23 protein-coding genes are annotated in these 25625 nt (G+C 61.2%); 12 read left to right on the top strand and 11 right to left on the bottom strand.

The window, feature by feature from the left end; translation table 11 throughout:
* Positions 1-138: 138 nt before the first annotated feature.
* Together KW841_RS28555 and moaA are read right to left on the bottom strand one after the other, a co-directional pair.
* Entirely contained in the window at positions 139-1038 is a 900-nt protein-coding gene (locus KW841_RS28555) for a bestrophin family protein (protein WP_218480641.1), read from the bottom strand.
* A gap of 5 nt (positions 1039-1043) precedes the next feature.
* A complete protein-coding gene (gene moaA / locus KW841_RS28550; RefSeq protein ID WP_218480640.1) occupies positions 1044-2042 on the bottom strand; it encodes a GTP 3',8-cyclase MoaA in 999 nt (332 codons plus the stop codon).
* 682 nt (positions 2043-2724) lie between these two features.
* Between moaA and KW841_RS28545 the strand changes: the two genes are divergently transcribed.
* From KW841_RS28545 to KW841_RS28530, 4 genes are all read left to right on the top strand, one after another.
* Positions 2725-5049, top strand: a complete 2325-nt coding sequence (locus KW841_RS28545; RefSeq protein WP_218480639.1) for an FdhF/YdeP family oxidoreductase — start codon at positions 2725-2727, stop codon at positions 5047-5049.
* A gap of 137 nt (positions 5050-5186) precedes the next feature.
* Positions 5187-6608, top strand: coding sequence for a cytochrome ubiquinol oxidase subunit I (locus KW841_RS28540; RefSeq protein ID WP_218480638.1), 1422 nt, complete (start codon positions 5187-5189; stop codon positions 6606-6608).
* Between the two features lie 17 nt (positions 6609-6625).
* The gene (gene cydB / locus KW841_RS28535) at positions 6626-7642 is read left to right on the top strand and encodes a cytochrome d ubiquinol oxidase subunit II (protein ID WP_218480637.1); all 1017 of its coding nucleotides are present in this window, start codon (positions 6626-6628) and stop codon (positions 7640-7642) included.
* The gene (locus tag KW841_RS28530) at positions 7629-7784 is read left to right on the top strand and encodes a DUF2474 domain-containing protein (RefSeq protein ID WP_218480636.1); all 156 of its coding nucleotides are present in this window, start codon (positions 7629-7631) and stop codon (positions 7782-7784) included. Before cydB ends, KW841_RS28530 begins: the two co-directional genes overlap by 14 nt.
* Positions 7785-8355: 571 nt before the next feature.
* On the opposite strand, the gene KW841_RS28525 is transcribed toward KW841_RS28530, so the two are convergent.
* The gene (locus KW841_RS28525; RefSeq protein WP_218480635.1) at positions 8356-9207 is read right to left on the bottom strand and encodes a CAP domain-containing protein; all 852 of its coding nucleotides are present in this window, start codon (positions 9205-9207) and stop codon (positions 8356-8358) included.
* 142 nt (positions 9208-9349) lie between these two features.
* Between KW841_RS28525 and KW841_RS28520 the strand changes: the two genes are divergently transcribed.
* The 5 genes from KW841_RS28520 (at position 9350) to KW841_RS28500 (ending at position 13765) form a co-directional block, all read left to right on the top strand.
* Positions 9350-9970 carry a cell wall hydrolase gene (locus KW841_RS28520; RefSeq protein WP_218480634.1) on the top strand — a complete coding sequence of 207 codons (621 nt, stop codon included), beginning with the start codon at positions 9350-9352 and terminating at the stop codon, positions 9968-9970.
* Between the two features lie 198 nt (positions 9971-10168).
* Positions 10169-11146, top strand: a complete 978-nt coding sequence (locus tag KW841_RS28515) for an NAD-dependent epimerase (protein WP_218480633.1) — start codon at positions 10169-10171, stop codon at positions 11144-11146.
* A gap of 49 nt (positions 11147-11195) precedes the next feature.
* Positions 11196-11936 carry a glycosyltransferase family 2 protein gene (locus tag KW841_RS28510; protein ID WP_218480632.1) on the top strand — a complete coding sequence of 247 codons (741 nt, stop codon included), beginning with the start codon at positions 11196-11198 and terminating at the stop codon, positions 11934-11936.
* Positions 11933-12211 carry a lipid-A-disaccharide synthase N-terminal domain-containing protein gene (locus KW841_RS28505; protein WP_007976061.1) on the top strand — a complete coding sequence of 93 codons (279 nt, stop codon included), beginning with the start codon at positions 11933-11935 and terminating at the stop codon, positions 12209-12211. The genes KW841_RS28510 and KW841_RS28505 overlap by 4 nt, the downstream gene beginning before the upstream one ends.
* Before the next feature lie 3 nt (positions 12212-12214).
* On the top strand, positions 12215-13765 hold the full coding sequence (locus KW841_RS28500) for a glycosyltransferase family 39 protein (RefSeq protein WP_218480631.1): 1551 nt from the start codon (positions 12215-12217) through the stop codon (positions 13763-13765).
* Between the two features lie 778 nt (positions 13766-14543).
* Here KW841_RS28500 and KW841_RS28495 read toward each other — a convergent pair.
* The gene (locus KW841_RS28495; protein ID WP_218480630.1) at positions 14544-15575 is read right to left on the bottom strand and encodes an NAD(P)-dependent alcohol dehydrogenase; all 1032 of its coding nucleotides are present in this window, start codon (positions 15573-15575) and stop codon (positions 14544-14546) included.
* A 199-nt stretch (positions 15576-15774) separates the two neighbouring features.
* Here KW841_RS28495 and KW841_RS28490 point away from each other — a divergent pair, with 199 nt between their 5' ends.
* The gene (locus tag KW841_RS28490; protein WP_007981151.1) at positions 15775-15975 is read left to right on the top strand and encodes a YbdD/YjiX family protein; all 201 of its coding nucleotides are present in this window, start codon (positions 15775-15777) and stop codon (positions 15973-15975) included.
* Positions 15976-15988: 13 nt separating this feature from the next.
* Here the strand turns inward: KW841_RS28490 and KW841_RS28485 are convergent, their stop codons facing one another.
* On the bottom strand, positions 15989-16756 hold the full coding sequence (locus KW841_RS28485) for a metallophosphoesterase (protein WP_218480629.1): 768 nt from the start codon (positions 16754-16756) through the stop codon (positions 15989-15991).
* Positions 16757-17182: 426 nt separating this feature from the next.
* On the opposite strand from KW841_RS28485, the gene KW841_RS28480 reads away from it, so the two are divergent.
* Positions 17183-18124 (top strand): IS110 family transposase, encoded by a 942-nt coding sequence (locus tag KW841_RS28480; RefSeq protein ID WP_015093239.1) that lies wholly within the window; start codon positions 17183-17185, stop codon positions 18122-18124.
* Between the two features lie 586 nt (positions 18125-18710).
* Here KW841_RS28480 and KW841_RS28475 read toward each other — a convergent pair.
* The 6 genes from KW841_RS28475 to KW841_RS28450 all read right to left on the bottom strand — a co-directional run bounded on the left by KW841_RS28475 (position 18711) and on the right by KW841_RS28450 (position 24604).
* Positions 18711-20183: an aldehyde dehydrogenase family protein gene (locus KW841_RS28475; RefSeq protein WP_218480628.1), complete on the bottom strand. Its 1473-nt coding sequence runs from the start codon at positions 20181-20183 to the stop codon at positions 18711-18713.
* Positions 20176-21003, bottom strand: a complete 828-nt coding sequence (locus KW841_RS28470) for an ABC transporter permease (protein WP_218480627.1) — start codon at positions 21001-21003, stop codon at positions 20176-20178. The genes KW841_RS28475 and KW841_RS28470 overlap by 8 nt, the downstream gene beginning before the upstream one ends.
* Before the next feature lies 1 nt (position 21004).
* On the bottom strand, positions 21005-21922 hold the full coding sequence (locus tag KW841_RS28465) for an ABC transporter permease (protein ID WP_046037379.1): 918 nt from the start codon (positions 21920-21922) through the stop codon (positions 21005-21007).
* Positions 21923-21953: 31 nt separating this feature from the next.
* The gene (locus KW841_RS28460; protein ID WP_102702570.1) at positions 21954-23096 is read right to left on the bottom strand and encodes a PotD/PotF family extracellular solute-binding protein; all 1143 of its coding nucleotides are present in this window, start codon (positions 23094-23096) and stop codon (positions 21954-21956) included.
* A gap of 39 nt (positions 23097-23135) precedes the next feature.
* Complete coding sequence (locus KW841_RS28455; protein ID WP_218480626.1) at positions 23136-24251, bottom strand: ABC transporter ATP-binding protein; 1116 nt, start codon at positions 24249-24251, stop codon at positions 23136-23138.
* Positions 24252-24388: 137 nt separating this feature from the next.
* On the bottom strand, positions 24389-24604 hold the full coding sequence (locus KW841_RS28450) for an antitoxin Xre/MbcA/ParS toxin-binding domain-containing protein (protein ID WP_371319546.1): 216 nt from the start codon (positions 24602-24604) through the stop codon (positions 24389-24391).
* 501 nt (positions 24605-25105) lie between these two features.
* On the opposite strand from KW841_RS28450, the gene KW841_RS28440 reads away from it, so the two are divergent.
* Positions 25106-25453, top strand: a complete 348-nt coding sequence (locus tag KW841_RS28440; RefSeq protein WP_218480623.1) for a DUF6124 family protein — start codon at positions 25106-25108, stop codon at positions 25451-25453.
* Positions 25454-25625 lie beyond the last annotated feature (172 nt).

The raw sequence follows: 25625 nt of genomic DNA, 5'->3' as shown, positions 1-25625 counted from the left end.
CAATCTCACGGCCGGCCACAATCCCTTGTGGGAGCGGGCTTGCCCGCGAAGAGGCTGGCACATTCAATAGAGATGTCGACAGGCCTGACGCCTTCGCGAGCAAGCCCGCTCCCACAGGTTCTGTGTGTTTCTTTAGTGTCAGTTCAACACAAAATCCACCGGCTCCAGCTGCGGTGGCAACTCCGTCACACCCAGTGCCGCCAGCACATCGCGCTCGATGTTGCGCACGATGGCGTCGGTGGGCAGGTCGTTTTCGTCGCGGCCGAAGGGGTCTTCCAGTTCGTCGGCAATCGCATCCAGGCCAAAAAAGGTGTAGCTGACAATCGCGGTGAAGATCGGTGTCAGCCAGCCCAGGGGTTCGGCCATGGCAAACGGCAGGAGGATGCAGAACAGGTAGATGGTGCGGTGCAGCAACAGGGTGTAGGGAAACGGCAGCGGGGTGTGCTTGATCCGCTCACAGACGGCCTGGGCGTGGGTCAGGCCGGCCAGGTGGTTGGCCATGAGCGTGTAGCGCCAGTCGTTGATCGCCCCGGACTCGTTGAGTGTCGAGCACTGCTGACCGACCTGCATCAGGATCTGCCCGCTGATGTCCGTGGTGTTGCCCTGGGGCATCGGGTGCAGCCAGTCGCCACTGGCGGCCAGTTCGTTTTCCCGGCGCAGCCGCGCGTTGAGGGCATGGGCGAAGCCGCACAGGTTGCTGAGGATCGTGTGTCGTTCAGCCGCGTCCTTGATTACCAGGGTTTCACGAATCATCGAACGGACTTCGACTATCACATCGCCCCACGCCTTGCGCGCTTCATACCAGCGGTCGTAGCAGGCGTTGTTGCGAAAGCTCATGAAGATCGACAACGACAAACCCAGCAGCGTGAAGGGCGTTGCGCTGACCTTGGAAAAGTAGCTGGGATGCAAGGTTTCAATGAGCACGATGGCCGAGGCGAGCAATGTCACCATCAGGCTGCGCCAGGCAATGCGCTTGGCAATCGAACCCTTGAGGGACGTCAGCACGCCGATCAGGTTGGGTTTGGGTCTCACGATCATGGGGTTCAGCCGCCCGTCATGTTCATGAAGCGAATGACCTGGACATCGTCGTTCACTTCGAAGTTGTGCCGATAAGGCTTGAGTTTCATCGCCTCGATAATGGCTTTTTCCAGGCGCTCGGGCTGTCCGGGGTGGCTGCGCAAGACAGCCTTGAGATCCACCGAGTGCTCATTGCCCAGGCACAGCAGCAGGCGTCCTTCCACGGTCAGCCGCACCCGATTGCAGGTGCCGCAGAAGTTGTGGCTGTGGGGGGAGATGAACCCCAGGCGAATCTGCGGCGCCTCGGCCAGGCGCCAGTAGCGCGACGGACCCTGGGTCGACTCGGCGGAATCAATCAAAGTGTAGCGTTCGGCGATGCGTTCGCGGACCTGCGCGCTTGCGAAAAACGATTCGGCGCGGCTGTGCTCGTCGATGGTGCCCAACGGCATTTCCTCGATGAAGGAGATGTCGAGGTTGCGGTCGATGGCGAATCTCACCAGATCATTGATCTCATGGTCGTTGCGGCCCTTCATCACCACGCAGTTGAGCTTGGTGTTGTGGAAACCGGCCTGGTTGGCCGCGTCGATGCCCTTGATGACCTGCGCCAGGTCACCGGTGCGGGTCAGTTCGCGAAAGCGTTGCGGGTCCAGGCAGTCGAGGCTGATGTTGAGGCGCTTGACCCCGGCCTCGAACAACGGCACAGCCAGCTTGGCCAGTTGCGAACCGTTGGTGGTCATGCACAGTTCACGCAGGCCGGGCAGGGCGGCGATCTTTTCGCACAGCTGCACCACGCCCGGACGAATCAGCGGCTCGCCCCCGGTGAGACGGATCTTGCGGGTGCCCAGCGCGACGAAGCTTTGCGCCGTTTGATAGATCTCTTCCAGGGTCAGCACCCGTTGCCGGGGCAGAAACTGCATGTCCTCGGCCATGCAATACACGCAACGGAAATCGCAGCGGTCGGTGACCGACATGCGCAGATAGTCCACGCGCCGGGAGAAGCCATCGATCAAGACTCGTTCTGACATGACACCCTCGCTTGGTACTGCATGCGTTGAATGGACATTCCGTTAATCGGGTTTTTTCTTTGTAGGAGCGAGCCTGCTCGCGATGGTCGTTAACGATGACGCGTGCTGACTGGCTGAACGCGGTGATCTTGAGTCCATCGCGAGCAAGCTCGCTCCCACAGGTATTGCGCTGTTAACGGATCTGTTGAGCCCTGCTCGCGATGGTCGTTAACGATTACGCGTGCTTACTGACTAAACGCGGTGCTCTTGAGTCCATCGCGAGCAAGCTCGCTCCTACAGGAATTGCGTTGTTAACGGATCTGTTGAGCCCTGCTCGCGATGGTCGTTAACGATGACGCGTGCTGGCTGACTGAACGCGGTGCTCTTGAGTCCATCGCGAGCAGGCTCGCTCCTACAGGTATTGCGCTGTAAACGGATCTGTTGAGCGCAGGCTAAGAGCAACTTTAACGGGCGTCCAATCACTATTAACAACCGGGTGATCGAGCGGGTCGATGATGAACTTTGTTTTGTGGTTTAAAGGACTTTAATTGATTTTAAGTCATTGATTAATAATGATAAAAACCAATGATAGAGCGTTTCGATAATGCGGTCGTAAATAGCGATTAGACAATAATTTACCCCTGTTCATATGCTTTTCTCCGTCAAACGATCAATGGCCTGAATCAGGTCACGGAGAAGTACCATGTCTCAAGTCGACCGCTACAAACCCTACAAAGGTGCCGCCGCCGGTTGGGGTGCACTGATTGCTGTCACCAAGAACTGGCTGGGCAGTGAAAACGCGCTGAAGAACATTCGCGCCATGCTCAAGACCAACCAGAACGGCGGCTTCGACTGCCCCGGTTGTGCCTGGGGCGAGTCGCCGGAAAACGGCATGGTCAAGTTCTGCGAAAACGGCGCCAAAGCGGTTAACTGGGAAGCCACGGGGCGTCTGGTCGACCCGGCGTTCTTCAACAAATACAGCGTCTCGGCGCTGGCCGAACAGAGTGATTACTGGCTGGAGTATCAGGGCCGCCTGACCCACCCGATGCGCTATGACGCGGCCACCGACCGTTACGTGGAAACCACCTGGGACGAGGCCTTCGCGACGATCGCCCGGCACCTCAACGCGCTGGAATCGCCGGACCAGGCCGAGTTCTATACCTCGGGCCGGGCCAGCAACGAGGCGGCTTATTTGTACCAGCTGTTCGTGCGGGCCTACGGCACCAACAACTTTCCGGACTGCTCGAACATGTGCCACGAAGCCAGCGCGGTGAGCATGATCGAGAGCCTCGGCGTGGGCAAAGGCACCGTGGTGTTCGACGACCTGGAACATGCCGACGCGATCTTCGTCATCGGCCAGAACCCCGGCACCAACCACCCGCGGATGCTCGAACCCTTGCGCGAAGCGGTCAAGCGCGGAGCTCAGGTGATCTGCATCAACCCGCTCAAGGAGCGCGGACTGGAGCGCTTCCAGCATCCACAGCACCCGATCGAAATGCTCATGAACGGCTCCGAGCCGACCAACACCGCGTACTTCCGCCCGGCACTGGGTGGTGACATGGCGGTCATGCGCGGCATGGTCAAGTTCCTGCTGCAGTGGGAGCGCGAAGCACAGGTCAGCGGCGGCGAGCCGGTGTTCGACCACGAGTTCATCGCCGAACACACCTCCGGAATGGGCGCCTACCTGGGCGAAGTCGACGCCACCAGCTGGGAGCACATCGAGCAGCAGTCGGGCATGCCCCTGGCAGACATCGAGCTCGCGGCCCGCATGTACGCCCGGGCCAAGCGCGTGATCATGTGCTGGGCGATGGGCCTGACCCAGCACACGCATTCGGTGCCGACCCTGCAGGAAGTCATCAACCTGATGCTGCTGCGCGGCAACGTCGGCCGTCCCGGCGCGGGCCTGTCACCGGTTCGCGGTCACAGCAACGTGCAGGGCGACCGCACCATGGGCATCAACGAGCTGGCGCCCACCGAGTTGCTCGATGCCCTGGAAAAACGCTTCTCCTTCAAGCCGCCGCGTGAGCATGGCCACAACACCGTGATGGCGATCGGCGCGATGGAGCAGGGGCGCTCGAAAGTGTTTATCGCCCTGGGCGGCAACTTTGCCCAGGCCACCCCGGACACGCCGCGTACCCACGCCGCGTTGCGCAAGTGCGACCTCACCGTGCACATCGCCACCAAGCTCAACCGCAGCCATCTGGTCACCGGTCGTGAGGCGCTGATCCTGCCGTGCCTGGGCCGCACCGACATCGACATCCAGGCCGAAGGGCCGCAAGGCGTCACCGTGGAAGACACCTTCAGCATGATCCACATTTCCCACGGCCAACTGAAACCCAAGTCCAAACACCTGCTGTCGGAACCGGCGATCATCGCCGGCATCGCGGCCGCGACACTGGGCAAACACCCGATCGACTGGAACTGGGCCATCGGCGATTACGGTCGCATCCGCAACATGATCGCCGACACCATTCCCGGCTTCGAAGATTTCAACCGGCGCTTGCTGCACCCGGGCGGTTTCCACATGCCCAACGACGCAGCCAAACGCATCTGGAAAACCGCCAGCGGCAAAGCCCAGTTCACCCCGAGCGTGCTGCCGGAGCACCTGATCAGCGAGGGCGTGCGCAACCTGGTGGTCAAGCCGCACCTGATTCTGCAGACCATGCGCTCTCACGATCAGTACAACACCACGCTGTACGGCCTGGATGACCGCTATCGCGGGGTTTACGGCATGCGCGACGTGGTGTTCGCCAACGAGCAGGACATTCGCCGGCTGGGTTTCGAACCGGGGCAGAAGGTCGACCTGGTGGCGCTGTGGGACGACGAACGCGAACGTCGGGTCAGCGGTTTCACCCTGATCGCCTACGACATTCCGGCCGGTCAGGCGGCGGCGTACTACCCGGAGACCAATCCACTGGTGCCGCTGGAAAGTTACGGTGACCGCACCTTCACGCCGACTTCCAAGTTCGTCGCCATCCGGCTGGAGCAGGCCAGGGCCAGCAACCTGATCTCGACGTCCGCCGCCTAGTACCGATCACTCAAGACATTGTGGGAGCGAGCTTGCTCGCGATTGCAGGGTGCCAGGCGCCATTGATGTTGAAGGTGCCGGCCTCATCGCAAGCAAGCTCGCTCCCACAGTTTTAAATCCGCAATGAGGATTTCGACATGTTCAATCTGGAGGCACTGGACCTGGCGCGGATGCAATTCGCGTTCACGGTTTCGTTCCACATCATCTTTCCCGCCATCACCATCGGGCTGGCCAGTTTCCTGGCGGTACTTGAAGGCTTATGGCTGAAGACCCACAACGACACCTACCGCGATCTCTACCATTTCTGGTCGAAGATCTTCGCCGTCAACTTCGGCATGGGCGTGGTCTCGGGGCTGGTCATGGCCTACGAGTTCGGCACCAACTGGAGCCGCTTCTCCGACTTCGCCGGCAGCATCACCGGGCCGTTGCTGACCTATGAGGTGCTCACGGCGTTCTTCCTCGAAGCCGGTTTCCTCGGGGTCATGCTGTTCGGCTGGAACCGGGTAGGGCGTGGCTTGCACTTCTTCTCGACGGTGATGGTCGCCATCGGCACGCTGATTTCGACCTTCTGGATTCTCGCCTCCAACAGCTGGATGCAGACGCCCCAGGGTTTCGAGATCGTCGACGGTCGCGTGATGCCGCTGGACTGGCTGGCCATCGTGTTCAACCCGTCGTTCCCTTACCGCCTGGCGCACATGGCGATTGCCGCCTTCGTGGCCACGGCGTTCTTTGTCGGCTCGTCGGCGGCGTGGCACCTGCTGCGCGGCAACGACACCCGGCAAGTGCGCAAGATGCTGTCGATGGCGCTGTGGATGGCCTTGATCGTCTGCCCGATCCAGGCCGTGGTCGGTGACGCCCATGGCTTGAACACCCTGGAACATCAACCGGCGAAGATCGCTGCCATCGAAGGGCACTGGGAAAACAACGGTAGCGAAGCGACGCCGCTGGTGCTGTTCGGCATCCCGGACATGCAGGCCGAGAAGACCAAATACGCCATCGAGATTCCGTACCTGGGCAGCCTGATCCTGACCCACAGCCTCGACAAGCAAATCCCGGCGCTCAAAAGCTTCCCGAAAGAGGATCGCCCCAACGCGACGATCATTTTCTGGAGCTTCCGCGTCATGGCCGGGCTGGGCATGTTGATGGTGCTGGCCGGCGTGCTCGGCCTGGTCCTGCGTCGCAGTGGTGCCATCTACCGCAATCGCTGGTTCCTGCGCCTGATGCTGTGGATGGGGCCAAGCGGCCTGATCGCCATGCTCGCCGGCTGGATCACCACGGAAGTGGGGCGCCAGCCGTGGGTGGTGTATGGCCTGCAACGTACCGCGAATGCCGCGTCCAATCACAGCGTCACGCAGTTGAGCCTCTCGTTGGCGCTGTTCGTGGTGATCTACTTCTCGGTCTTCACGGTGGGTATCGGCTACATGATGAAACTGGTGGCCAAGGGGCCAAAACCCCATCACGAGCAGGCGCCTGCGGTGCATGCCGATCAGGTCATCACACCGCGCCGGCCGCTGTCTGCCGACGCTGAAATCCTCGAAACCGACGCCCGCGTCAATTGAAGGAAGGGAGTTGAGTCATGGGTATTCAAGGTATCGATTTATCGCTGATCTGGGGCGTGATCATCGCCTTCGGCGTGATGATGTACGTGATCATGGACGGCTTCGACCTGGGATTGGGCATTCTGTTTCCGCTGATCCCGGATGCGAAGGAGCGCGATGTGATGATGAACACCGTGGCACCGGTCTGGGACGGCAACGAGACCTGGCTGGTGCTGGGTGGTGCGGCCCTGTACGGCGCGTTCCCGCTGGCCTATTCGGTGATCCTGGAGGCGCTGTACCTGCCGTTGATCCTGATGTTGTGCGGCTTGATCTTCCGCGGCGTGGCGTTCGAGTTTCGCTTCAAGGCCAGCCCTGAAAAGCGGCATGTCTGGGACATGGCGTTCATCGGCGGCTCGCTGCTGGCGACCTTCTCCCAGGGCGTGGTGATCGGCACTTACATTGCCGGTATCCCGGTGGTCGACCGCCAGTTCGCCGGTGGCTCGCTGGACTGGCTGGCACCCTTTCCGTTGTTCTGCGGAGTCGGCCTGATCGTCGCCTATGCGCTGCTCGGCAGCACCTGGTTGCTGGTCAAGACCGAAGGCATGCTCGAGTCGCGGATGCGCCTGTTCACCCGGCCCCTGGCCTGGCTGCTATTGGCGGTGATCGGCGTGATCTGCGTGTGGACGCCGATCCTGCATCCGGACATCGCCACCCGCTGGTTTGCCCATGCGCACCTGGCGGTGTTTGGAGGTCTCGCGGTGCTGGCCTTGCTGGCGATGTTCGGCTTGCTCAAGACCCTGCGCCAACGCCACACCCATTGGCCGTTCGCCTTCACCCTGATGCTGGTGTTCCTGGGGTACATCGGTCTGGCGTTCAGTATCTGGCCGAACATCGTGCCGCCGTCGATCAGCCTGTGGGCGGCGGCGTCACCACCGACCAGCCAGTTGTTCATCCTGATCGGGGCGCTGTTCATCCTGCCGATCATCCTGATGTACACGGTCTGGAGCTACTACGTGTTCCGCGGCAAAGTGAGGATTGGCGATGGCTACCATTGATTCCCGTGAACCGGCACCGGCGCCTTGGTACAAGCGCCTGGGGTGGCTGGTGTTGATCTGGCTGGGCAGTGTGGTTGCGTTGGGGGTGGTGGCGGGGGCGTTGCGGGTGTTGATGCAGGTGGCTGGGATGAGTAGTCACTGAGGGCAAGTCGTTAGTAGGTTCCAGTTTGCTTTGAGGTGTTTGGATTGGGTTGGGTGAATATCCATTCCTGGGGTAACGGCGACTATTGGTTCCGCCCTTACGGCGGGTCACTTTGGAAAAGCCTGTAGGAGCGAGCTTGCTCGCGATGGAGGTCAACGATGATGCGGGGAGCCTGACACCCCGCGGTGCTCTCAGGTTTTTCGCGAGCAAGCTCGCTCCTACAGAGCCAGCCGCCATCGGCCATCCATGGCCGGCGGCGGCTAACCCGGCATCCATGCCGGGTTGCCCACTGCGCAGAACCTGCGCTCGGCCTCTCGAGGGGGCAAGAAGATCAAAAGCCAAAGCAAAAGCGAGGCGGCCTACCGGCCGACCTGGTTCTGATGGGTACGTGTTTCCCTGTAGGAGCGAGCTTGCTCGCGATGGACGTCAACGATAACGCGCGCTGTCTGAATGATCGCGTTGTTCAGACGTTTTTCGCGAGCAAGCTTCGCTCCTACAGGTACGATATGCCTCGCGGCCAAGGACTTCAGTTTCACCGCAAAAAATCCTTGAAGCGCACAGAGTCTTGTTCTTACTGCGCCCCAAACATCGCCGTCCAGTAAATCCCCGCATCGCTCTTCGGATCGGTCGCGTAAGCCGCGCCCAGTTCGCGGAACTGCGGGTTCATCAGGTTGGCGCAGTGGCCGGGGCTGGTCAGCCAGCCTTCGACCACTTTGTGCGCGGTGTCTTGCCCGGCGGCGATGTTTTCGCCGATCTGCTGGAAGTCGTAGCCGGCCAGTTCCGCGCGGTCGCCCGGGGTGCGGCCATCGCGGTCCTTGTGGTCGAAGTAGTTGTTGTTGGCCATGGAGCGCGAGTTGCCTTCGGCGGCGCTGGCCAGTGTGGCGTTCCAGGCCAGCGGCGGCGCGGCGGCGAAGGATTGCGCGCCGCACTGGCGTGGGCGGGTGCGTGCGGCGTTGAGTTCGGTGAGCAGCTTCTGGCCTTCGGTCTGGGCGTCGCCCAGGCGTGCGCTCAACAATGGCCGAGCGACCACGATGCGCCATTGCCGGTCCTGGCGGAAGACGCCGACATCGACGAATTGCGGGTCGAGGACGATCTGGCAAAAACTCTCCTGGATCGCCTTCATCGCCGCGGCTGCATCGCGAGGTCCGAACAGGCTGATGGCCTGCACGTTCTTCATCGGATAACCGGCAGCGGCCATGGCTTGCTGCAGATCACCGATGCTCGGGGCGGTCAGCACCAGGCGCGGGTCGGCCGACAGTGGCGGCAGCTCCGATGACACCTGGCCGGCACAGCGCTGCAGTTGGCTGCGGTAGAGGTTGATCGATTCGATCAATTGCGCTTCGTCCGCCGCCATGGCGTTGGCGGCACATACCAGGCCCAGTGACACACCGGCCAGGCGCATTGCGGATGAGATGAATCCCATGAAAATCCCCCTTGAGCAGATGGCGCCCATGATGCGCGAAGTTGACCCATCCAGGACAACGGATTTATCCAGAGTGTAGTGGGGTAAGCGAAATCATTTCACTACTACACTGTATCGAATCGCTCACCGAGTGACACCGACCATGCGCCTCGACTGGATCGCCACCTGCCTTGCCCTCACGCTGTTCGCCGGCCCGGTATCGGCTACGGATCAGGAACAAAAAAAGGAATCGGCCGAGAACAAGGCCGAGGTGCTGGAACAGAAGGCCGCCGAGAACAAAAAGCCCGCAACGGAACCCAAGGTCGAAGCCATTACTCCGTCCGAGGTCCAGGCCGTTGACCCGGCGGGTGTCGCGCCGCTGGACGATGCGATCACGTGCCTGGCCCGTTCCATTTACTGGGAAGCCAAGGGCAAGGACGCTGCCGACATGGAGGCGGTGGCCAATGTGGTCATGAATCGCCTGGGTCACGAGGGCTTTCCGGACACGGTGTGCAAGGTGGTCAAGCAGGGATCGGAGACCAAGAGCTGTCAGTTCTCCTGGTGGTGTGACGGCAAATCCGATTCGGTCCAGGAAGAGGTGCCGTATGCGATGGCCAAGGAAATCGCGCGCAAGGCCCTGAACAAAGAGCTGCCGGATCGCACCCAGGGTGCCTTGTATTTCCATGACCGTACGGCCAAGCCGGATTGGGCCAGGAAATACATCAAGACCGTGGATATTGGCTTGTTCCGCTTTTACAAACCCCATGACGGATCTGCCAGATAGCAGCGGTGATTTCGGCCAAATATTTTATTTTTTTGAGGCCGTGCGAGGTGCTATCGAAACTGAAATGTTTCTGTTTTATAAGCTTCATAACGTAACCGTGCGCGAATGACGCGATAAGCAGGAACCACACATGAAGCTGATGAGGGTCTGGATCAGTAATCTCGCGCCGATCACGGCGCTGTCGATGGCGTGCCTCCCATGACCGTCCTGGTCACCGGTGCTGCCGGTTTCATCGGTTTTCATACGGTCCAGCGCTTGTGCCGCGAGGGGCAGGACGTCGTCGGTATCGACAACCTCAACGACTACTACGACGTGGAACTCAAGCACGCACGCCTCAAGGTGCTGGAGACTTTGCCGGGTTTTCACTTCCGGAAAATGGACATCGTCGACAAACCGGCCCTGATGGACCTGTTCCGCGACCACGGTTTTACCGAGGTGGTGCACCTGGCGGCGCAAGCCGGGGTGCGTTATTCGCTGGACAACCCGGATGTCTATGCCCAGTCGAACCTGGTCGGTTTTCTCAATGTACTGGAAGCCTGTCGGCACCATCGCCCCAAGCATCTGATCTACGCCTCGAGCAGTTCGGTGTACGGCACCAACAGCAAGATGCCGTTCAGTGTCGATGACCCTGTCGAACATCCCGTATCGCTGTACGCCGCCAGTAAGCGCGCCAATGAACTGTTGGCCGAAAGTTACTGCCATTTGTATGGCTTGAAAGCCAGTGGCTTGCGCTTTTTTACCGTCTACGGCCCGTGGGGCCGCCCGGACATGGCGCTGTTCAAGTTCACCGACGCCATCCTCAAAGGCCTGCCCATCGACATTTACAACCAGGGCCAGATGTCGCGCGACTTTACCTACGTCGACGACATTGTCGAAGGCATCGCCCGACTGCGTCCAAAGCCTCCGGTGCCGCAAGGCGGCGCCGCTGGCGTCAACCGGCTCTTCAACATCGGGCGTGGCAAACCGGTGGCGTTGCTGGATTTCATCGAGTGCCTGGAGTCGGCCCTGCATCTGCAGGCCCGACGCAACTACCTGCCGATGCAGGCCGGTGATGTGGTCAAGACCTGGGCCGATGTCTCGGCACTGGCCGAATGGGTGGGCTTCAGCCCGCAGGTGACGCTGGAAACCGGCGTCGCAGCGTTTGTGCAGTGGTATCGGCAGTTCTATCGGATTTGAAGCGTTCGCCTCTGATCTCGGAAAAATCATAAAGGGCGAGAGAGACTCCATGAGCCAAGACATTTTTGTATCCGTACTGATTCCCGCCAAGAACGAAGCGAACAACCTCAAGCCGCTGCTAGAGGAAATTCGCGTGGCGTTGGCCCATGAGTCGTACGAAATCATCGTCGTCGACGATGGCAGCACCGATGCGACCCTGCAGGAACTGCGGCAGATCCGCCACGACGGCTTGAACACCCTGCGCATCCTCCATCACGAGCGGTCGCTGGGGCAGAGCACGTCGCTGTACCACGCCGCCCGCGAGGCCCGCGGGCAATGGCTGGCGACCCTCGATGGCGACGGCCAGAACGACCCGGCGGACATCCCCGGCATGCTGGCGCTGGTGCGCGGCGAACCGGGCAAGGTCGATGTGCAACTGGTCGCCGGGCACCGGGTCAATCGCCGCGACACCGCGAGCAAACGCTACGCCTCGCGGTTCGCCAACAACCTGCGCCGCCGTCTGCTCAAGGACGCCACCCCGGACACCGGTTGCGGCCTGAAGCTGATCGAGCGCGCGGCGTTCCTGCGCCTGCCGTACTTCGACCACATGCACCGCTTCATTCCGGCGCTGATCCAGCGTCACAACGGGCGCATGATCGTGCACCCGGTCAACCACCGGCCGCGCACGGCCGGGGTGTCGAAATACGGCAACCTCGACCGCGCGCTGGTGGGGATTCTTGACCTGATCGGTGTCTGGTGGCTGATCAAGCGCACGCGGCTGAACACCATTGCCCAGGAGCTCCAGGGATGATGCTGACCCGTGAAACCCTGTGGCTGGTGGTCGGCTTTGCAGGGCAGATTGCCTTTACCGGGCGGTTTGTCCTGCAGTGGCTGTACAGCGAGTACAAAAAGCGCAGCGTGATCCCGACCAGCTTCTGGTATCTGAGCATCGTTGGCAGCTCCTTGCTGCTGGCCTACGCCATCTACCGTCAGGATCCGGTGTTCATTGCCGGGCAGGCCTTTGGCTCCATCGTCTATTTTCGCAACCTGCAATTGATTGCCAAAAGCCGCAGCGTGAAGGAATAAACCATGCGTAGATCGTTGTCGCCCCGGGTCGAGTGCCTGGGGCTGATGCTGCTTGCCCTGTTGTTGATCGGCGCGGGGCTGGGGCTACGCCAGGCACAGAACGTGGATGAGGAGCGCTTCCTCGGCGTCGCCCTGGAGATGCTGCAGAACGGCTCGTGGTTGATCCCGCACCGTGCCGCCGAGATCTACGGCGACAAACCGCCGATTTTCATGTGGACGGTGGCGTTCTTCACCTGGCTGACCGGCAAGCCCAACATCGCGCTCTACCTGCCGGGACTGTTTTCGGCCGTGACGGTCACGGCGATGGTCTATGACCTGGGCCGCCGCTTGTGGACCCAGCGTATCGGGCGTAACGCTGCGCTGTTGTACCTGGCGACCTACCAGACCTACAGCATCCTGCGCACCGGCCAGATCGACAGCTTTTTGATTCTGTTCACTTCGCTTGGCCTGTACGGTCTGGCGCGGCACCTGCTGCTCGGCCCGGCGTGGCGCTGGTTTTACGCCGGCTGCGCGGCCATGGGCATTGGCGTGATCACCAAAGGCGTGGGTTTTTTGCCGGCGCTGTTGCTGATTCCGTACGCCTATGCGGTGCGCAAAGGCTGGCCGGGTGTGGTGGCCATGCCTGGCGAGACGCGCAAGTGGTTGCTGGGGTTTGCGCTGTTGCTTGGCGCCATCGCGATCTGGCTGTTGCCCCTGGCCTTGTCCATCGCCTTCAATGGCCGCGCCGACGAAATTGCCTATGCGCGGGAGATCCTCCTGCACCAGACCGCGGGCCGCTATGCCGCCGCGTGGCATCACCGCGAACCGTTCTGGTACTTCTTCACCAACGTTATTCCGCAGTACTGGCTACCGTTGGTACTGGTGCTGCCATGGCTGGTGCCAGCCTGGCGTCGTCAGTTGCAAAAGCGTGACGGGCGGGTCCTGGTGTTGCTCGGTTGGGTGGTGCTGGTGGTGCTGTTCTTCTGCATCAGCACGGGCAAGCGCAAGCTGTACATCTACCCGGCGCTGCCCGGGCTGGTGCTGGTCGCCGCGCCGTTGATCCCGTGGCTGCTCAAGCGCTGGTTCAAAAAGCACCCGCGTTTGCGTCGGGTGTTGCCGGCACTGGTGGCGACCTGGTTCGCGCTGTGGTTCGCCCGGGGTTTCATCGAACCGCTCAAGGACGGCACCAACATCGATCAGGTGCTGATGGCGCAGGCGGCGACCATGACCCAGGACGCCGATCTGGTGCTGGTCAACTGGGAGGAGGGGCACTGGTTGTTCGCCCGCCAGCCGATCGTGCATTTCGGCATGGATAACTCGTCCATCGAGAAGGCCGCGCTGTATCTGCGCGAACACCCCAAGGCCTACGCCTTGGTGCCGGATGACGTTTTGAACCAGTGCTTCAAAGCCGAAGCGGCCCGTGAACTGGGCGAAAACTCACGGGCGAACTGGTCGATCGTGGGCGTGGATGCCGACAACGGCAAATGCCAGCCGCCAGAAGCCGGCAAAGCCTATCGGTTCAGCTGGAACGACCCGCACATGCCAATGGTGCCGGCGCAGGTAGCCAATCCCTGAAGACAAAAAAGTCCTTCAGACATTCCCGGGAACCTGTAGGAGCCAGCCTGCTGGCGATGGACTCGAATGCGCCGCGTTCATCCAATTCCCCCGCGTTATCGTTAACGACCATCGCTGGCAAGCCAGCTCCCACAGGGGACCGTGCCCACGCTGAAACTACTGTAGGAGCCAGCTTGCTGGCGATGGACTCCAATGCGCCGCGTTCATCCAGTTCGCACGCGTTATCGTTGACGAGCATCGCTGGCAAGCCAGCTCCCACAGGGGACCGTGCCCGCGCTGAAACTGTAGGAGCCAGCCTGCTGGCGATGGACTCCAGTGCGCCGCGTTCATCCGGTTCGCACGCGTTATCGTTGACGAGCATCGCTGGCAAGCCAGCTCCCACAGGGGGCCGTGCCCACGCTGAAACTACTGTAGGAGCCAGCTTGCTGGCGATGGACTCCAATGCGCCGCGTTCATCCGGTTCGCACGCGTTATCGTTGACGAGCATCGCTGGCAAGCCAGCTCCCACAGGGGGCCGTGCCCACGCTGAAACTACTGTAGGAGCCAGCCTGCTGGCGATGGACTCGAATGCGCCGCGTTCATCCGGTTAACACGCGTTATCGTTAACGACCATCGCAGGCAAGCCAGCTCCCACAGGGGGCCGTGCCCACGCTGAAACTGTAGGAGCCAGCTTGCTGGCGATGGACTCCAGTGCGCCGCGTTCATCCAGCTCACCCGCGTTATCGTTAACGACCATCGCTGGCAAGCCAGTGACAGGAGACCGCGTTCGGCTCTCCTGTCACTGGCTGGCGTCCAGCACCACGCGGTAGCGCGCCTTGCCGCTGCGCAAGTGATCGATGGCGTCGTTGATCCGGCTCATGGGAAACATCTCGACCTGCGGCAGGATCTGGTGGCGGGCGCAGAATTCCAGCATGGCCGCGGTGTTGGCGGGTGAACCGACCGGTGAGGCGGACATGGTTTTTTGCTGGGGAATCAGGTTGAACACGTGCACCGGAATGGCGTCGGGCACGACGCCGACAAAGTGCAGGCGCCCCTTGCCGCGCAGCGTGGCGAGCATGGCGGTCCAGTCGAGATTGGCGTTGGCGGTGACCAGGAGAAAATCCAGGGTGCCGGCAATGTCGTTGAGCGCATCGGAGTCGGTCGAGGCGACCACCTTGTGTGCGCCCAGGCGCCTGGCTTCGTCCTGCTTGCTCAGCGATGAGGTGAACGCCGTGACTTCGCAGCCCCAGGCGTTGAGAAAGCGCAGCGCCAGGTGACCAAGGCCGCCGATGCCCACCACGCCGACCCGGTCAGTGGGCTTGATGCCGAATTCCACCAGCGGGTTGAACACGGTCGAGCCGGCACAGAACAACGGCCCTGCCATTGCCGGGTCGAGCCCCGCAGGGATCGGCAGGGCCCAGGCCCAGTGCGAGCGGACGCGGTCGGCAAAACCGCCGTTGCTGCCGATGATGGTCGGTTGCACTGTGCTGCACAGGTTATGCGAGCCTTCGATACAGGAGGTGCAATGCATGCAACTGCCCTTGTACCAGCCGATGCCCACCCGTTGCCCCAGTTCCAGGCCACGCACCTGGGCGCCCATGCGCACGATACGGCCGACCACCTCATGGCCGGGAATGAACGGGTAGCGGCTGATACCCCAATCGTCGTCGATCAGCGACTGGTCGGAGTGGCAGACGCCGCAATACTCCACGGCGACTTCCACCTCATCGTTGCCCAACGGACCGGGATCGTAGCTGTAGCGTTCCAGTGGCGCGCCCGCTGTCGTGGCGGCCCAACCGGTAAAGGTGGTGAGTTCGCTGCTGTCGCTCATGGGATACCTCCAGATCAGAAGTCAGGGGCCTTGGCCGCTCGGGTGCAGCGGCGGAGCGAGGAAAGTGTAGCGGGTTGCCGGCGGTCCATCGGGCGCGAGCCTGGATACTTGAAAATACAAAGGCGCCCGATCTGGACACAATGCCGATACATGAGCGCGGTTTGATGGGCCAGGTCCCACGCCCACAGAGAGATCCGCCATGTTCCGCAAACTGCAGCAGGTTGCCAGAATGTTCAGCCAGAGCGCCCGATTGATGGTCGGTGTTCCCGAGTACGACAACTACGTGGCACAAATGGCCCGCAACCGTCCGGGTGAGCCAGTGATGAGTTATGAGATGTTTTTCCGCGAACGTCAGGAAGCGCGTTTTGGCCGGGGGAAATGCAATACGCGGTGCTGCTGACCCGAGCGTTACCTCAGAAATCCAGATCGATCACGAAGGCATCATCGAAATCAGGATTTTCATTGATGCCGTTCTTGGCATAGCCCCGTGGGTTGCAGACCACCCGGGTATTGCCCACACGATAATCAAAACTGCCATGGGTGTGCCCATGCAGCCACAGGGCTGGCTGCCAGTCTTTGATCCGCGCTTCGAGGTCCGAGACAAAACTCGAGTTGATCGGTGAACCGGCAAACGTCGGGCTGATGCTCGATCGTGTCGGGGCGAAATGAGAGATCACCACCGTGGGCGTGCTGCTGTCGCGGGTGAAGCAGTCATCCAGCCAGGCGACCGTCTGCAGAAACACCAGCTGGGAAATGGCCGGCGTGAACAGGTCTGGAAAGTCGGGGGCGATCTTGATGTGGCTGAAGTCACGGATCAGTTGAGTCGCCAGGTTGATACCCAGCGCTCGGTCCTCGGGGCTGTCGAGCAGACGATAGTCAGACCACAAGGTGCAACCGAGAAAACGTACGCCGTCGTGGATGTATTCCGAACGTTCCAGCACGTGGATCTGCGTGCCTTGCGACAAACTGTTCAGCTGTTCGTAGGTGGAGACCAGGTCACTGCCATAGAACTCATGATTGCCCGCCACGTACAGCAGCGGAACCGGGCACGCCCTGGCCCACTCGATGGCCTTGGCGGGTCGCGCGATGTCCCCGGCGAGCACGACAATATCGGCCTCCACGGCGGGAAAAGGAACCGCGTTGACGGACAGGTGCATGTCGGACAGCAAGGCGATGCGCATGGATCAACTCCGGCGTGTCTTGGAGGGCTGGCCGTCCAAATTACCTGTTGTTAGCCCGCAGTCACAAGCCTGCTGGTCAGCAAAAAAATGGCGGGAACGGATGTATGCCAATGCCGTGTTCACCGCCGATCCATTGTGGGAGCGAGCCTGCTCGCGAAGAGGTCGGCACATCCAACAGAGATGTCGACTGACCCACCGCTTTCGCGAGCAGGCTCGCTTGTATGGTAGGACTTGAAGGGAGGAGGAGGGACAAGGCTCGATTCTGACTGTTGACGCAGTACAGACCGTGGGAGATATCGCCCCTCCTCCTTTCACCCAAGCGCCGATAAAGAATGCATCTGGCTAGACCGACGATAGGAACAAGCCTGCGCCTCTGGGTGAGCCCTTCAAGTGCTCAAACCTTATCCCGGAGGAAATCCTGTGGCAATGCCGGTCTCTCTATCAAAACCGATCGTGGGTGTGGATGTCGCCAAGAATGAACTGGTGATTTATCAGTCTGATGGTGATTTGCTTGAAGAGATTGCCAACACCAAAACATCCATCAAGCAGTGGCTGAAGGCGTTGTCGGGGACGGTGGCTATTGCCATTGAGGCGACCAACATCTACCACTTGGACTTCGCTGATCTGGCCTATGAGGCCGGTTGCACGATTTACATGGTGGGAGGCTATGAACTCAAACATTATCGCGAAGGCGTGAAAATCCGCGCCAAAACCGACGCACTGGATGCCAAGCTACTGGCTCGTTACCTGAAGAACGAAGCCGAGGAGTTGCGTCCTTGGACCCCGCCCTCACCGCTGTACCGCCAGCTCCTGAGCCTTTTCCGCCGTCGCGCAGCCTTGGTCCAGGCCAGGGTCGGCCTGGTGCAGAGCTGGTCGAATGAGCCGCTGCTCAAGGCGGCTTTTGCCGAGCAAGTGAAGTCCATGCAGCAGCTTGAGACGCTGATCGAAAAGACGATCAACGATCAGCTCAAAGAAGCCGGTTTGCTCGGTCAATTGAAGCGCTGCCTGAAAGTTGAGGGTATTGGTTTTTTGACTGGGGCCCGCTTGATAACCGCATTTCAGCGAGGGGATTTTAGAAACGCGGATGCATTTATCGCCTTCCTGGGCATGGATTTACGGGTGGCGAAATCAGGACAGAAGGACGCTCGCCGCAGTTTGACCAAGCGCGGTGACCCCGAGGCCCGCCGACTTCTGCACAATGCAGCGATGTCGGCTAGCCGTACGAAAGCCTGGAAAGGGTATTACGAAGAACAAAGAACTCGGGGGTTCAGCACCACTCAGGCGTTGGTGATGCTGGCTCGCAAGCTTGCTCGGGTGGTATTCGCCTTGCTGAAAGGGCAAAGCGAATATCAGCCAAAAGCCAGTTGAGGGCTTTCCCTCAACCATAGAATCTCCCACAGTTTTGATCTTCAGTGAACGCTAATCCCACGGCTGGCCTCAGTCTCTGTGGGAGCGAGCCTGCTCGCGAAGAGGTCGGCACATCCAACAGAGATGTCGACTGACCCGCCGCTTTCGCGAGCAAGCCCGCTCCCACAATTCTGATCTTCAGTGAACGCCAATCCCGCGACCGGCCACAATCCCTGTGGGAGCGAGCCTGCTCGCGAAGAGGCCGGCACATCCAACAGAGATGTCGACTGACCCACCGCTTTCGCGAGCAGGCTCGCTCCCACAGTTTTGATCTTCAGCGACCGCCAACTCCAAGGCTGGCCACAATCCCTGTGGGAGCGGGCTTGCCCGCGAAGAGTCCGGCAAATCCAATAGAGATATTGGCTGAACTACCGCCTTCGCGAGCAAGCCCGCTCCCACAGTTTTGATCTTCAGCGACCGCCAATCCCACGGCTGGCCTCCGTCTCTGTGGGAGCGGGCTTGCCCGCGAAGGCGGCGTGTCAGGCGCCATCTTTTCTGGATGTGCCGGCCCCTTCGCGGGCAAGCCCGCTCCCACAGGGGGGACTGTTTATTTCAGGTACCACCCCCACGGCTGGTCACTGACGTACTCGGTCACCTGCTTGACCTCCAGGTAATTGTGCAACCCCCATTGCCCCAGTTCCCGGCCGATGCCGCTGTGTTTCATCCCGCCCCAAGGTGCTTCGACGAAGGTCGGTTGCGAGCAGTTGACCCAGACGATCCCGGCGCGCAGCTGGTTGGCGACCCGGGCGGTGCGCTGCAAGTCGGCGCTCATCACGGCGGCGGCCAGGCCGAAGCGGCTGGCGTTGGCCATTTGCACGGCTTGCTCTTCGGTCTTGAAACGCTTGATGCACAGCACCGGGCCGAACACTTCTTCGCGCCACAGAATGCTGCTGTGGCCGGGCTCATCGAAGATCGCCGGCTCGATGAAATACCCTTCAGCCAGATGCGTCGGTCGCCGTCCGCCGGTGAGCATACGGGCGCCACTGGCCAGGCCCTGGTCGATGAAACCGAGCACCTTGTCGTACTGGCCCTGGCTGACCAGCGGCCCCAGCAGAACCCCGGGCTGCATACCGGGGCCGATACTGATCTTGCGGGTTTCCTCCACCAGTCGTTCGATCAGGCGCGGGGCGATGGATTCCTGCACCAGCAGGCGTGATGTGGCGCTGCACACCTGACCCTGGTTCCAGAAGATCCCGAACAGAATCCATTCCACGGCGGCGTCGACATCGGCGTCATCGAACACGATGAAGGCCGACTTGCCGCCCAGTTCCAGGCTGATGTTCTTGATGTCCCGCGCTGCCGCCGACATGATTTTCGCCCCGGTGGGCACGCTGCCGGTGAAGGCCAGTTTGTCCACGCCCGGATGTTCGGTGAGCGGACTGCCGGCGTCGGCGCCGAGGCCGGTGACCAGGTTCAACACCCCGGCCGGCAAGCCGATACGGTCGGCGGCGGCGGCCAGTTCCAGGGCGGTCAGCGGCGTCAGCTCGGACGGTTTCAACACCACCGTGGCCCCGGCGGCCAAGGCTGGTGCCACCTTCCACGCAGCCATCAACAGCGGGTAGTTCCAGGGGATGATCTGCCCGGCCACACCAATCGGCTCGTGGCGGATGCGGCAGCGGAAACGCTCGTCCGGCAAGGCCAGCGGCTGATCCTGTTGCTGGTCCAGATCGCGGGCCAGACCGGCGTAGTAACGAAAGCAGGCAATGGCATCGCCGATGTCCCACTGCGCTTCGGGCAGCGGTTTGCCGTTGTCGCGCACTTCCAGTTCCGCCAGTGCCTGTTTGCCGGCCTCCAGTTCATCGGCCAAGGCCTCCAGCCAATGCGCACGCTCGGCACCGCTGGTCTGACCCCAACCATTGTCGAAGGCCCGCCGGGCCGCGCGCACGGCGTGGTCGACGTCCTCTTCAGTCCCCGCCGCCACGCGGTGGAAGACCTGTTCGGTGGCCGGGTCGATCACGTCCAGATAGCCGCCCAGGTCCGGGCTGACCCATTCGCCGTTGATGTAGAGCTGATCACGCATGGTGCGACTCCTGGACGCCGGTGCGGCGGTTTTGCAGATGGCGGGAAGTGAACAGCAGGGCCAGCGACACGCAGATGATCACCGTGGAAATCGCGTTGATCTCCGGCGTCACGCCGCGGCGGATGGAGGAAAAGATGTAGATCGGCAACGTCGTTTCGGAACCGGCGACGAAGAAGGCAATGATGAAATCGTCGAAGCTGAAGGTGAACGCCAGCAGGAACCCGGCCATGATCGCCGGGCTGATCTGCGGCAGGGTCACCCGCCAGAAGGTGTCCATCGGTGGCGCGTACAGATCCGCCGAGGCTTCCAGCAGGGCCTTGTCGAGGGAATCGACACGGCTGCGCACGATCACCATCACCAGGGCCATGGTGAACAGCGAATGCGCGGCGATCACGGTGAAGAAGCCCATGTTCAACTTCGGCACAGTGGGCAGCCAGCTCGCCAGCAGCGGGTTGATCAGGTCGAACAGGCTGATGAAGGCGATCAGCGTCGAGATGCCGATGACGATGCCCGGCACGATAATCGCGCAGTAGGTCAGCGCATCGAACAGCAGGCGTACCTTGGCGCCGCAGCGCTGCAAGCCGAACACCGCCAGGGTGCCGAACAGCGTGGCGATCACCGCGGAGCTTGCGGCGATGAGTGCGCTGTTGCCCAGGGCTTCCATGATGAATGGGTTGCCGAACGCGGTGCCGAACCATTGCACCGAGCAGCACTGGAAGGCCAGGCCACTGCGCCCGGCGTTGAAACTGAACAGCACGATCAAGGCAATCGGCGTGTAGAGGAACAGGTACAGCGAAGTCGAATAGCTGCGCAGCCACATGTCACAAGCCTCCATCGGCAGGGCGGCCGCCGTAGCGCGCCACCAGTTTCAGATACACGCCGATGATCAGCAGCATCATCGCCACCAACGTCATGGCCAGCGCACTGCCGAATGGCCAGTTGCGCGATTGCAGGAACAGGTCGACCAGCGCATTGCCGACAAAGAACACCTTGCCGCCGCCGAGAATGGCCGGGATCAGAAACTCGCCCATCAGCAGGATGAACACCAGCATCACCCCGGTGATGATCCCCGGCGCCGACAGCGGCAGGGTGATCCGGCGAAAGCTTTCGAAAGCGCTGGCGCCCAGGTCGGCGGACGCTTCGAGCAGGCGCTTGTCGAGTTTTTCCAGGCTGACGTAGATCGGGAACACCATCAGCGGCAGGTAGCCGTAGACGATGCCGATCAGCACCGCCCACGGCGTGTTGATCAGCCGCACATCCTCAAGCCCCAGGCTGGCCAGCAGCGCCGGAATGCCTTTGCCGCTGAGGATGAAAATCCACGCGTAGGTGCGGATCAGAAAACTGGTCCAGAACGGCACGATCACCAGGGTCAGCAACAGCGAACGGTTCCTGCTGACCTTGACCGCGAGGAAGTACGCCAGCGGATAGGCCGCCACCAGACACACCAGAGTGCCCAGCGGCGCGAGCATCAGCGTATTGCTGAACGCTGCGCCGCGAGAACCGAGGTTCAGGTAGTTGGCCAGGGTGAAGCCACCGGCGTAACCGCCCACGGCGCTGCGCTCGCCGAAACTGAAAACCAGGATGATCACCAGCGGCATCAACAACAGCAGCAGGAACCACAGGGTCGAAGGCAAGAGCATCAGCAGGGTGATGCGCCGGCCGAGGCTGCGCCGTTGGCGAACCTCGACCGACAGGGCATGGCCCGGCTGCACCGTTTGCGGGTGGGCGGCGGCATTCATGGGTGACTCCTCATTGGCCATGGTCAGGCGATCAGGCGGACTTGAAACGCGCCATCAGTTCGGCGCGCGCCGGGCTGGTCAGCGTCGCGGCGGCACCGAACTCCAGCGGGCTCAAGGCCTCGGCGGCCGGGTACATGATCGGGTCGTCGAGCATCGCCACAGGCAGCAGCGCGTCGACACGCTTGTCGCCGCTCGGGTAGCCGTGACTCAGCACTTCCAGCTTGTTGTGCTGCGGATCAAGCAGATAGTTGATGAACGCGTAGGCGGCATCCTTGTGCTCCGAACTTTTCGGAATCGCGAAGAAGTCGCTCCACAACTCGCCACCTTCCTTGCCCAGTTCGAACTGCATTTGCGCGTTGTCGCGGTGCAGTTGCGAAGCGTCGCCGGTCCAGGACATCGCCAGCCAGGCATCGCCGCTGCGCATCGACGGTTGAATGTCGGAGTTGATCGCGAACAGGTGCGGCTTGACCTCGATCAGCAGCTTTTCCGCGTCGGCCAGTTCTTTCGGGTCCAGGGAGTTGAAGCTGTAGCCGAAGCTTTTCAGGGCGTTGCCGATGGCGGTCAACTGGTAGTCGTGGACCATCGTCCGGCCGCTGGCCGGGCCTTGGGCGGCGACCCAGAATTCCTTCCAGCTGGTCGGGCCGTTTTTCAGCTTGCCGGTGTCGTAGAGCATGCCGGTGGTGCCCCAGTTTTTCGGCACCGCGTAGACCTTGCCGTCCACCGTGCCCTGGGCCATGAATTTCTGCTGGAACGCCGAGGCATCGAAGTTGGGAATGCGCGACAGGTCCAGCGGTTCGATCAGGCCCAGCCCGACGTAGGTGCTGATGGTGTAGTTGGTCGGCACCAGCACGTCCCAGCCACTGCCACCGGCTTGCAATTTGGCGAGCATTTCTTCGTTGGAACCGAACACGCTCATCGACACCCGGGCGCCGGTGGTCTTGCCGAAGGCGTCGAGGTTTTCCTGGCTGTGGTAGTTCGGCCAGGTCGCCAGCGACAGGCGATCACCCAGCTTGGCTTGCTCGGCGGCCTCGGCGCTGGAGGTCAGCAGGCCGGGCATGTTGGTTGCGACCACGGCGGCGGCAATGCCGAGGCCGGTGCGGCCAAGGAACTCGCGACGGCTGATCGAGCCGTTCTGCCAGCTGCGCAGGGTTTTTATAAAAGTCTTCTGGTCCATAGCACGCTCCACATCCGGTTGATGAAACGAATCGATGATTTACAACGCCATGGCCAGGCCATTGGCGTGATCCCAGCCGACGCGAACCGCTGCGCCGTGTTCGAAGGCATTGGCGCCGTGATCCTGCTGGCGCGGTACCCGCACGCAGACCACGCCGAAGGCCTGGGTGCGTACGCGGTATTCGGTGCAATTGCCCAGGTAAATGCGGTCTTCGACGCAGCCCGGCAGCTTCACTTCGCGGCTCATCTCGGCATGGGCGCCGGCGATGCTGATCAGCTCCGGGCGCACCGCAATGCAACCGGCTGTGTTGGCGCTCAGGGCTTTGCCGGTGGGCGTCAGCGGGCTGGTCAGTTCCAGACCCTGCTCGGTACGCAGCACCACCGAATTGCCGTTGAGCTGGCGCACGGTGCCGTCGAACAGGTTGGACTCGCCGATAAAGTCGGCGACGTAGCGGCTGGCCGGAGCCTCGTAGAGTTGCTCCGGGGTGGCGGTCTGGATGATCGAACCGTTGTGCATCACGCTGATGCTGTCGCTCATCGACAGGGCTTCTTCCTGATCGTGGGTGACCAGCACGAAGGTGATGCCGACCTCGCGCTGCAAACGCAGCAACTCCGATTGCATCTCCTTGCGCAGCTTGCGGTCCAGCGCGGCCAGTGGTTCGTCGAGCAGCAACACGGTCGGCTTGTTGACCAGTGCGCGGGCGAGGGCGACACGCTGTTGCTGGCCGCCGGAAAGCTCGCTCGGCTTGCGCTGGCCAAAGCCACTCAGGCGCACCATCTCCAGCGCTTCATCGGCCATGCGCAGTTGCTGTTTCTTGTCCGGGCGCGGTGTGCGATAGCGCAGGCCGTAGGCAATGTTCTGCGCCACGGTCAGGTGCGGGAACAACGCGTAATGCTGGAACACCATGTTCACCGGCCGCTCGAACGCCGGCACCCCGGCGACGCTTTTACCGGCCAGACGAACCTCGCCGCTGGTGGGTTGCTCGAAGCCGGCGATCATGCGCAGGGTGGTGGTCTTGCCACAGCCCGAGCCACCGAGAAAGGAATGAAACGAGCCACGCCGCACCGCGAAATCCAGACCGTTGACGGCCTGCACCTCGCCATAGCGTTTGACCACATTGCAGAATTCGATATCGCTTGGCGGGGTGTTGTTCACGAGGCGGGCTCCCTTGCAGTGATGAATCAGTGCGTCGGGGGCCAAACTAGCAATGGGGGTTTTGCGGTGTATATATCCCTTGGGGGATAGGAGCAGCGGCAAGCTACAAGTTTTTCAGTAGACGTATGACGTAACGATCATTGATAAACCCCGAGTTCAATCCGGGTCAGATAATTTTCAACCTTCTGGTATCCAGGCGAGTTGCTGATCAGTTCCAGCGGGATGTTGCCTTCCAGATACTTGCAAGGTCTCTTTAGCCAGTCCTTAGCCAATTGCTGATTGCCAAATACGTTAATGGCGTGTTTCAAGGTCCGCGCATATCGGACTGTTTTTTTCTGTTGGTTTAGACGCACCGATTTGGTCTCCTTCGCCATCGCATGTACTTGCCCGGGGCTGCAAAGTTAACCTTCGAACTTCCGACGGCCAACCTTAAAATGGCGTCGGATATTTCCTGTATTTCCCTGATGTTTTCAACGCCTGTAGGGCGTGGAAAGCCATTGATGGGAGCGTGGTGTTTAAGCGCTGTCAGCGTTACTTCCCGCAAGCTACAACGGCTTGCGTCATTGCCTACAGGTACGCCAGAATCCGCCGGCTTGTGCGCCTTGGGCCTGGGTTTTATCGTTTACCGGTCGCTGGATAACAACAGTGATCGGGTTTGGTAGCCCGGCTATGTGAGGTGCAAAGCGTCATCATCTGCAGCGTTTTTCTACTCTGCTCTATGGTGGCCATGCACAGGGCGCCTTCGGGCGCGCCGGTCTCCTTGCATCCCGGTCTACCAACCTGCGTATGGCCACCACCCTACGTTTGGTAGCGTGAGAGTGATGGCTCCTTTTTACGATGCGAGGAGTTTCACTATGTTCAAAGTCACACCCAACCCGCCGGACACCGATCCGGCATCTCCGTACGAAAGCCTCGATTCAAGCAAGCTCCACGAAGCCGCCGAGCGCGCGCTCAACCCGGGCCCCCACATCATGGTCACCCCTCACAAACCCAGCACGATGTTCATCGTCAATCCCGAGCTCAATGCCGAAACCTTGCTGGTGCACGCCTGCGAGTCGCTGGCGTCGGCCAATGTCATGGCCAACGATCTGGTGGATCATCTGGAAGGGTCGAGCCGCAATGCGCTGTTGGGCATCGCGCAGGTGATCATGTTGGGGGAGTTGGCGGTGAACCGCGCACTGGATCAACTTGATCCGCCCTGACCACAATCTTCAGATCACCAGTAGACCTGTGGGAGCGGGCTTGCTCGCGATGGCGGTATGTCAGACACATCAATGTTGAATGTGCTGCCGCTATCGCGGGCAAGCCCGCTCCCACAGGGTTTTCTGCTTACCGACAGGTATCAGGCTTGCAGCTTGAGCCCAGGGGAGCAGG

The sequence above is a fragment of the Pseudomonas sp. PDM28 genome (assembly GCF_019219115.1).
GTDB lineage: Bacteria > Pseudomonadota > Gammaproteobacteria > Pseudomonadales > Pseudomonadaceae > Aquipseudomonas > Aquipseudomonas laurylsulfatiphila.
The sequence above is the reverse complement of the archived record's forward strand: the minus strand, read 5'-3'. Positions and strand labels throughout refer to the sequence as shown.

What these genes read in the sequence shown, in the direction of transcription:
- KW841_RS28515 (WP_218480633.1), top strand. Translation starts at nt 10,169, where the DNA reads ATGACCGTCCTGGTCACCGGTGCTGCCGGTTTCATCGGTTTTCATACG.
- KW841_RS28480 (WP_015093239.1), top strand. Translation starts at nt 17,183, where the DNA reads ATGCCGGTCTCTCTATCAAAACCGATCGTGGGTGTGGATGTCGCCAAG.
- KW841_RS28505 (WP_007976061.1), top strand. Translation starts at nt 11,933, where the DNA reads ATGATGCTGACCCGTGAAACCCTGTGGCTGGTGGTCGGCTTTGCAGGG.
- KW841_RS28500 (WP_218480631.1), top strand. Translation starts at nt 12,215, where the DNA reads ATGCGTAGATCGTTGTCGCCCCGGGTCGAGTGCCTGGGGCTGATGCTG.
- KW841_RS28440 (WP_218480623.1), top strand. Translation starts at nt 25,106, where the DNA reads ATGTTCAAAGTCACACCCAACCCGCCGGACACCGATCCGGCATCTCCG.
- KW841_RS28485 (WP_218480629.1), bottom strand. Translation starts at nt 16,756, where the DNA reads ATGCGCATCGCCTTGCTGTCCGACATGCACCTGTCCGTCAACGCGGTT.
- KW841_RS28555 (WP_218480641.1), bottom strand. Translation starts at nt 1,038, where the DNA reads ATGATCGTGAGACCCAAACCCAACCTGATCGGCGTGCTGACGTCCCTC.
- KW841_RS28495 (WP_218480630.1), bottom strand. Translation starts at nt 15,575, where the DNA reads ATGAGCGACAGCAGCGAACTCACCACCTTTACCGGTTGGGCCGCCACG.
- KW841_RS28475 (WP_218480628.1), bottom strand. Translation starts at nt 20,183, where the DNA reads ATGCGTGATCAGCTCTACATCAACGGCGAATGGGTCAGCCCGGACCTG.
- KW841_RS28510 (WP_218480632.1), top strand. Translation starts at nt 11,196, where the DNA reads ATGAGCCAAGACATTTTTGTATCCGTACTGATTCCCGCCAAGAACGAA.
- KW841_RS28520 (WP_218480634.1), top strand. Translation starts at nt 9,350, where the DNA reads ATGCGCCTCGACTGGATCGCCACCTGCCTTGCCCTCACGCTGTTCGCC.
- KW841_RS28490 (WP_007981151.1), top strand. Translation starts at nt 15,775, where the DNA reads ATGTTCCGCAAACTGCAGCAGGTTGCCAGAATGTTCAGCCAGAGCGCC.
- moaA (WP_218480640.1), bottom strand. Translation starts at nt 2,042, where the DNA reads ATGTCAGAACGAGTCTTGATCGATGGCTTCTCCCGGCGCGTGGACTAT.
- KW841_RS28545 (WP_218480639.1), top strand. Translation starts at nt 2,725, where the DNA reads ATGTCTCAAGTCGACCGCTACAAACCCTACAAAGGTGCCGCCGCCGGT.
- KW841_RS28460 (WP_102702570.1), bottom strand. Translation starts at nt 23,096, where the DNA reads ATGGACCAGAAGACTTTTATAAAAACCCTGCGCAGCTGGCAGAACGGC.
- KW841_RS28465 (WP_046037379.1), bottom strand. Translation starts at nt 21,922, where the DNA reads ATGAATGCCGCCGCCCACCCGCAAACGGTGCAGCCGGGCCATGCCCTG.
- KW841_RS28540 (WP_218480638.1), top strand. Translation starts at nt 5,187, where the DNA reads ATGTTCAATCTGGAGGCACTGGACCTGGCGCGGATGCAATTCGCGTTC.
- KW841_RS28530 (WP_218480636.1), top strand. Translation starts at nt 7,629, where the DNA reads ATGGCTACCATTGATTCCCGTGAACCGGCACCGGCGCCTTGGTACAAG.
- KW841_RS28525 (WP_218480635.1), bottom strand. Translation starts at nt 9,207, where the DNA reads ATGGGATTCATCTCATCCGCAATGCGCCTGGCCGGTGTGTCACTGGGC.
- KW841_RS28470 (WP_218480627.1), bottom strand. Translation starts at nt 21,003, where the DNA reads ATGTGGCTGCGCAGCTATTCGACTTCGCTGTACCTGTTCCTCTACACG.
- cydB (WP_218480637.1), top strand. Translation starts at nt 6,626, where the DNA reads ATGGGTATTCAAGGTATCGATTTATCGCTGATCTGGGGCGTGATCATC.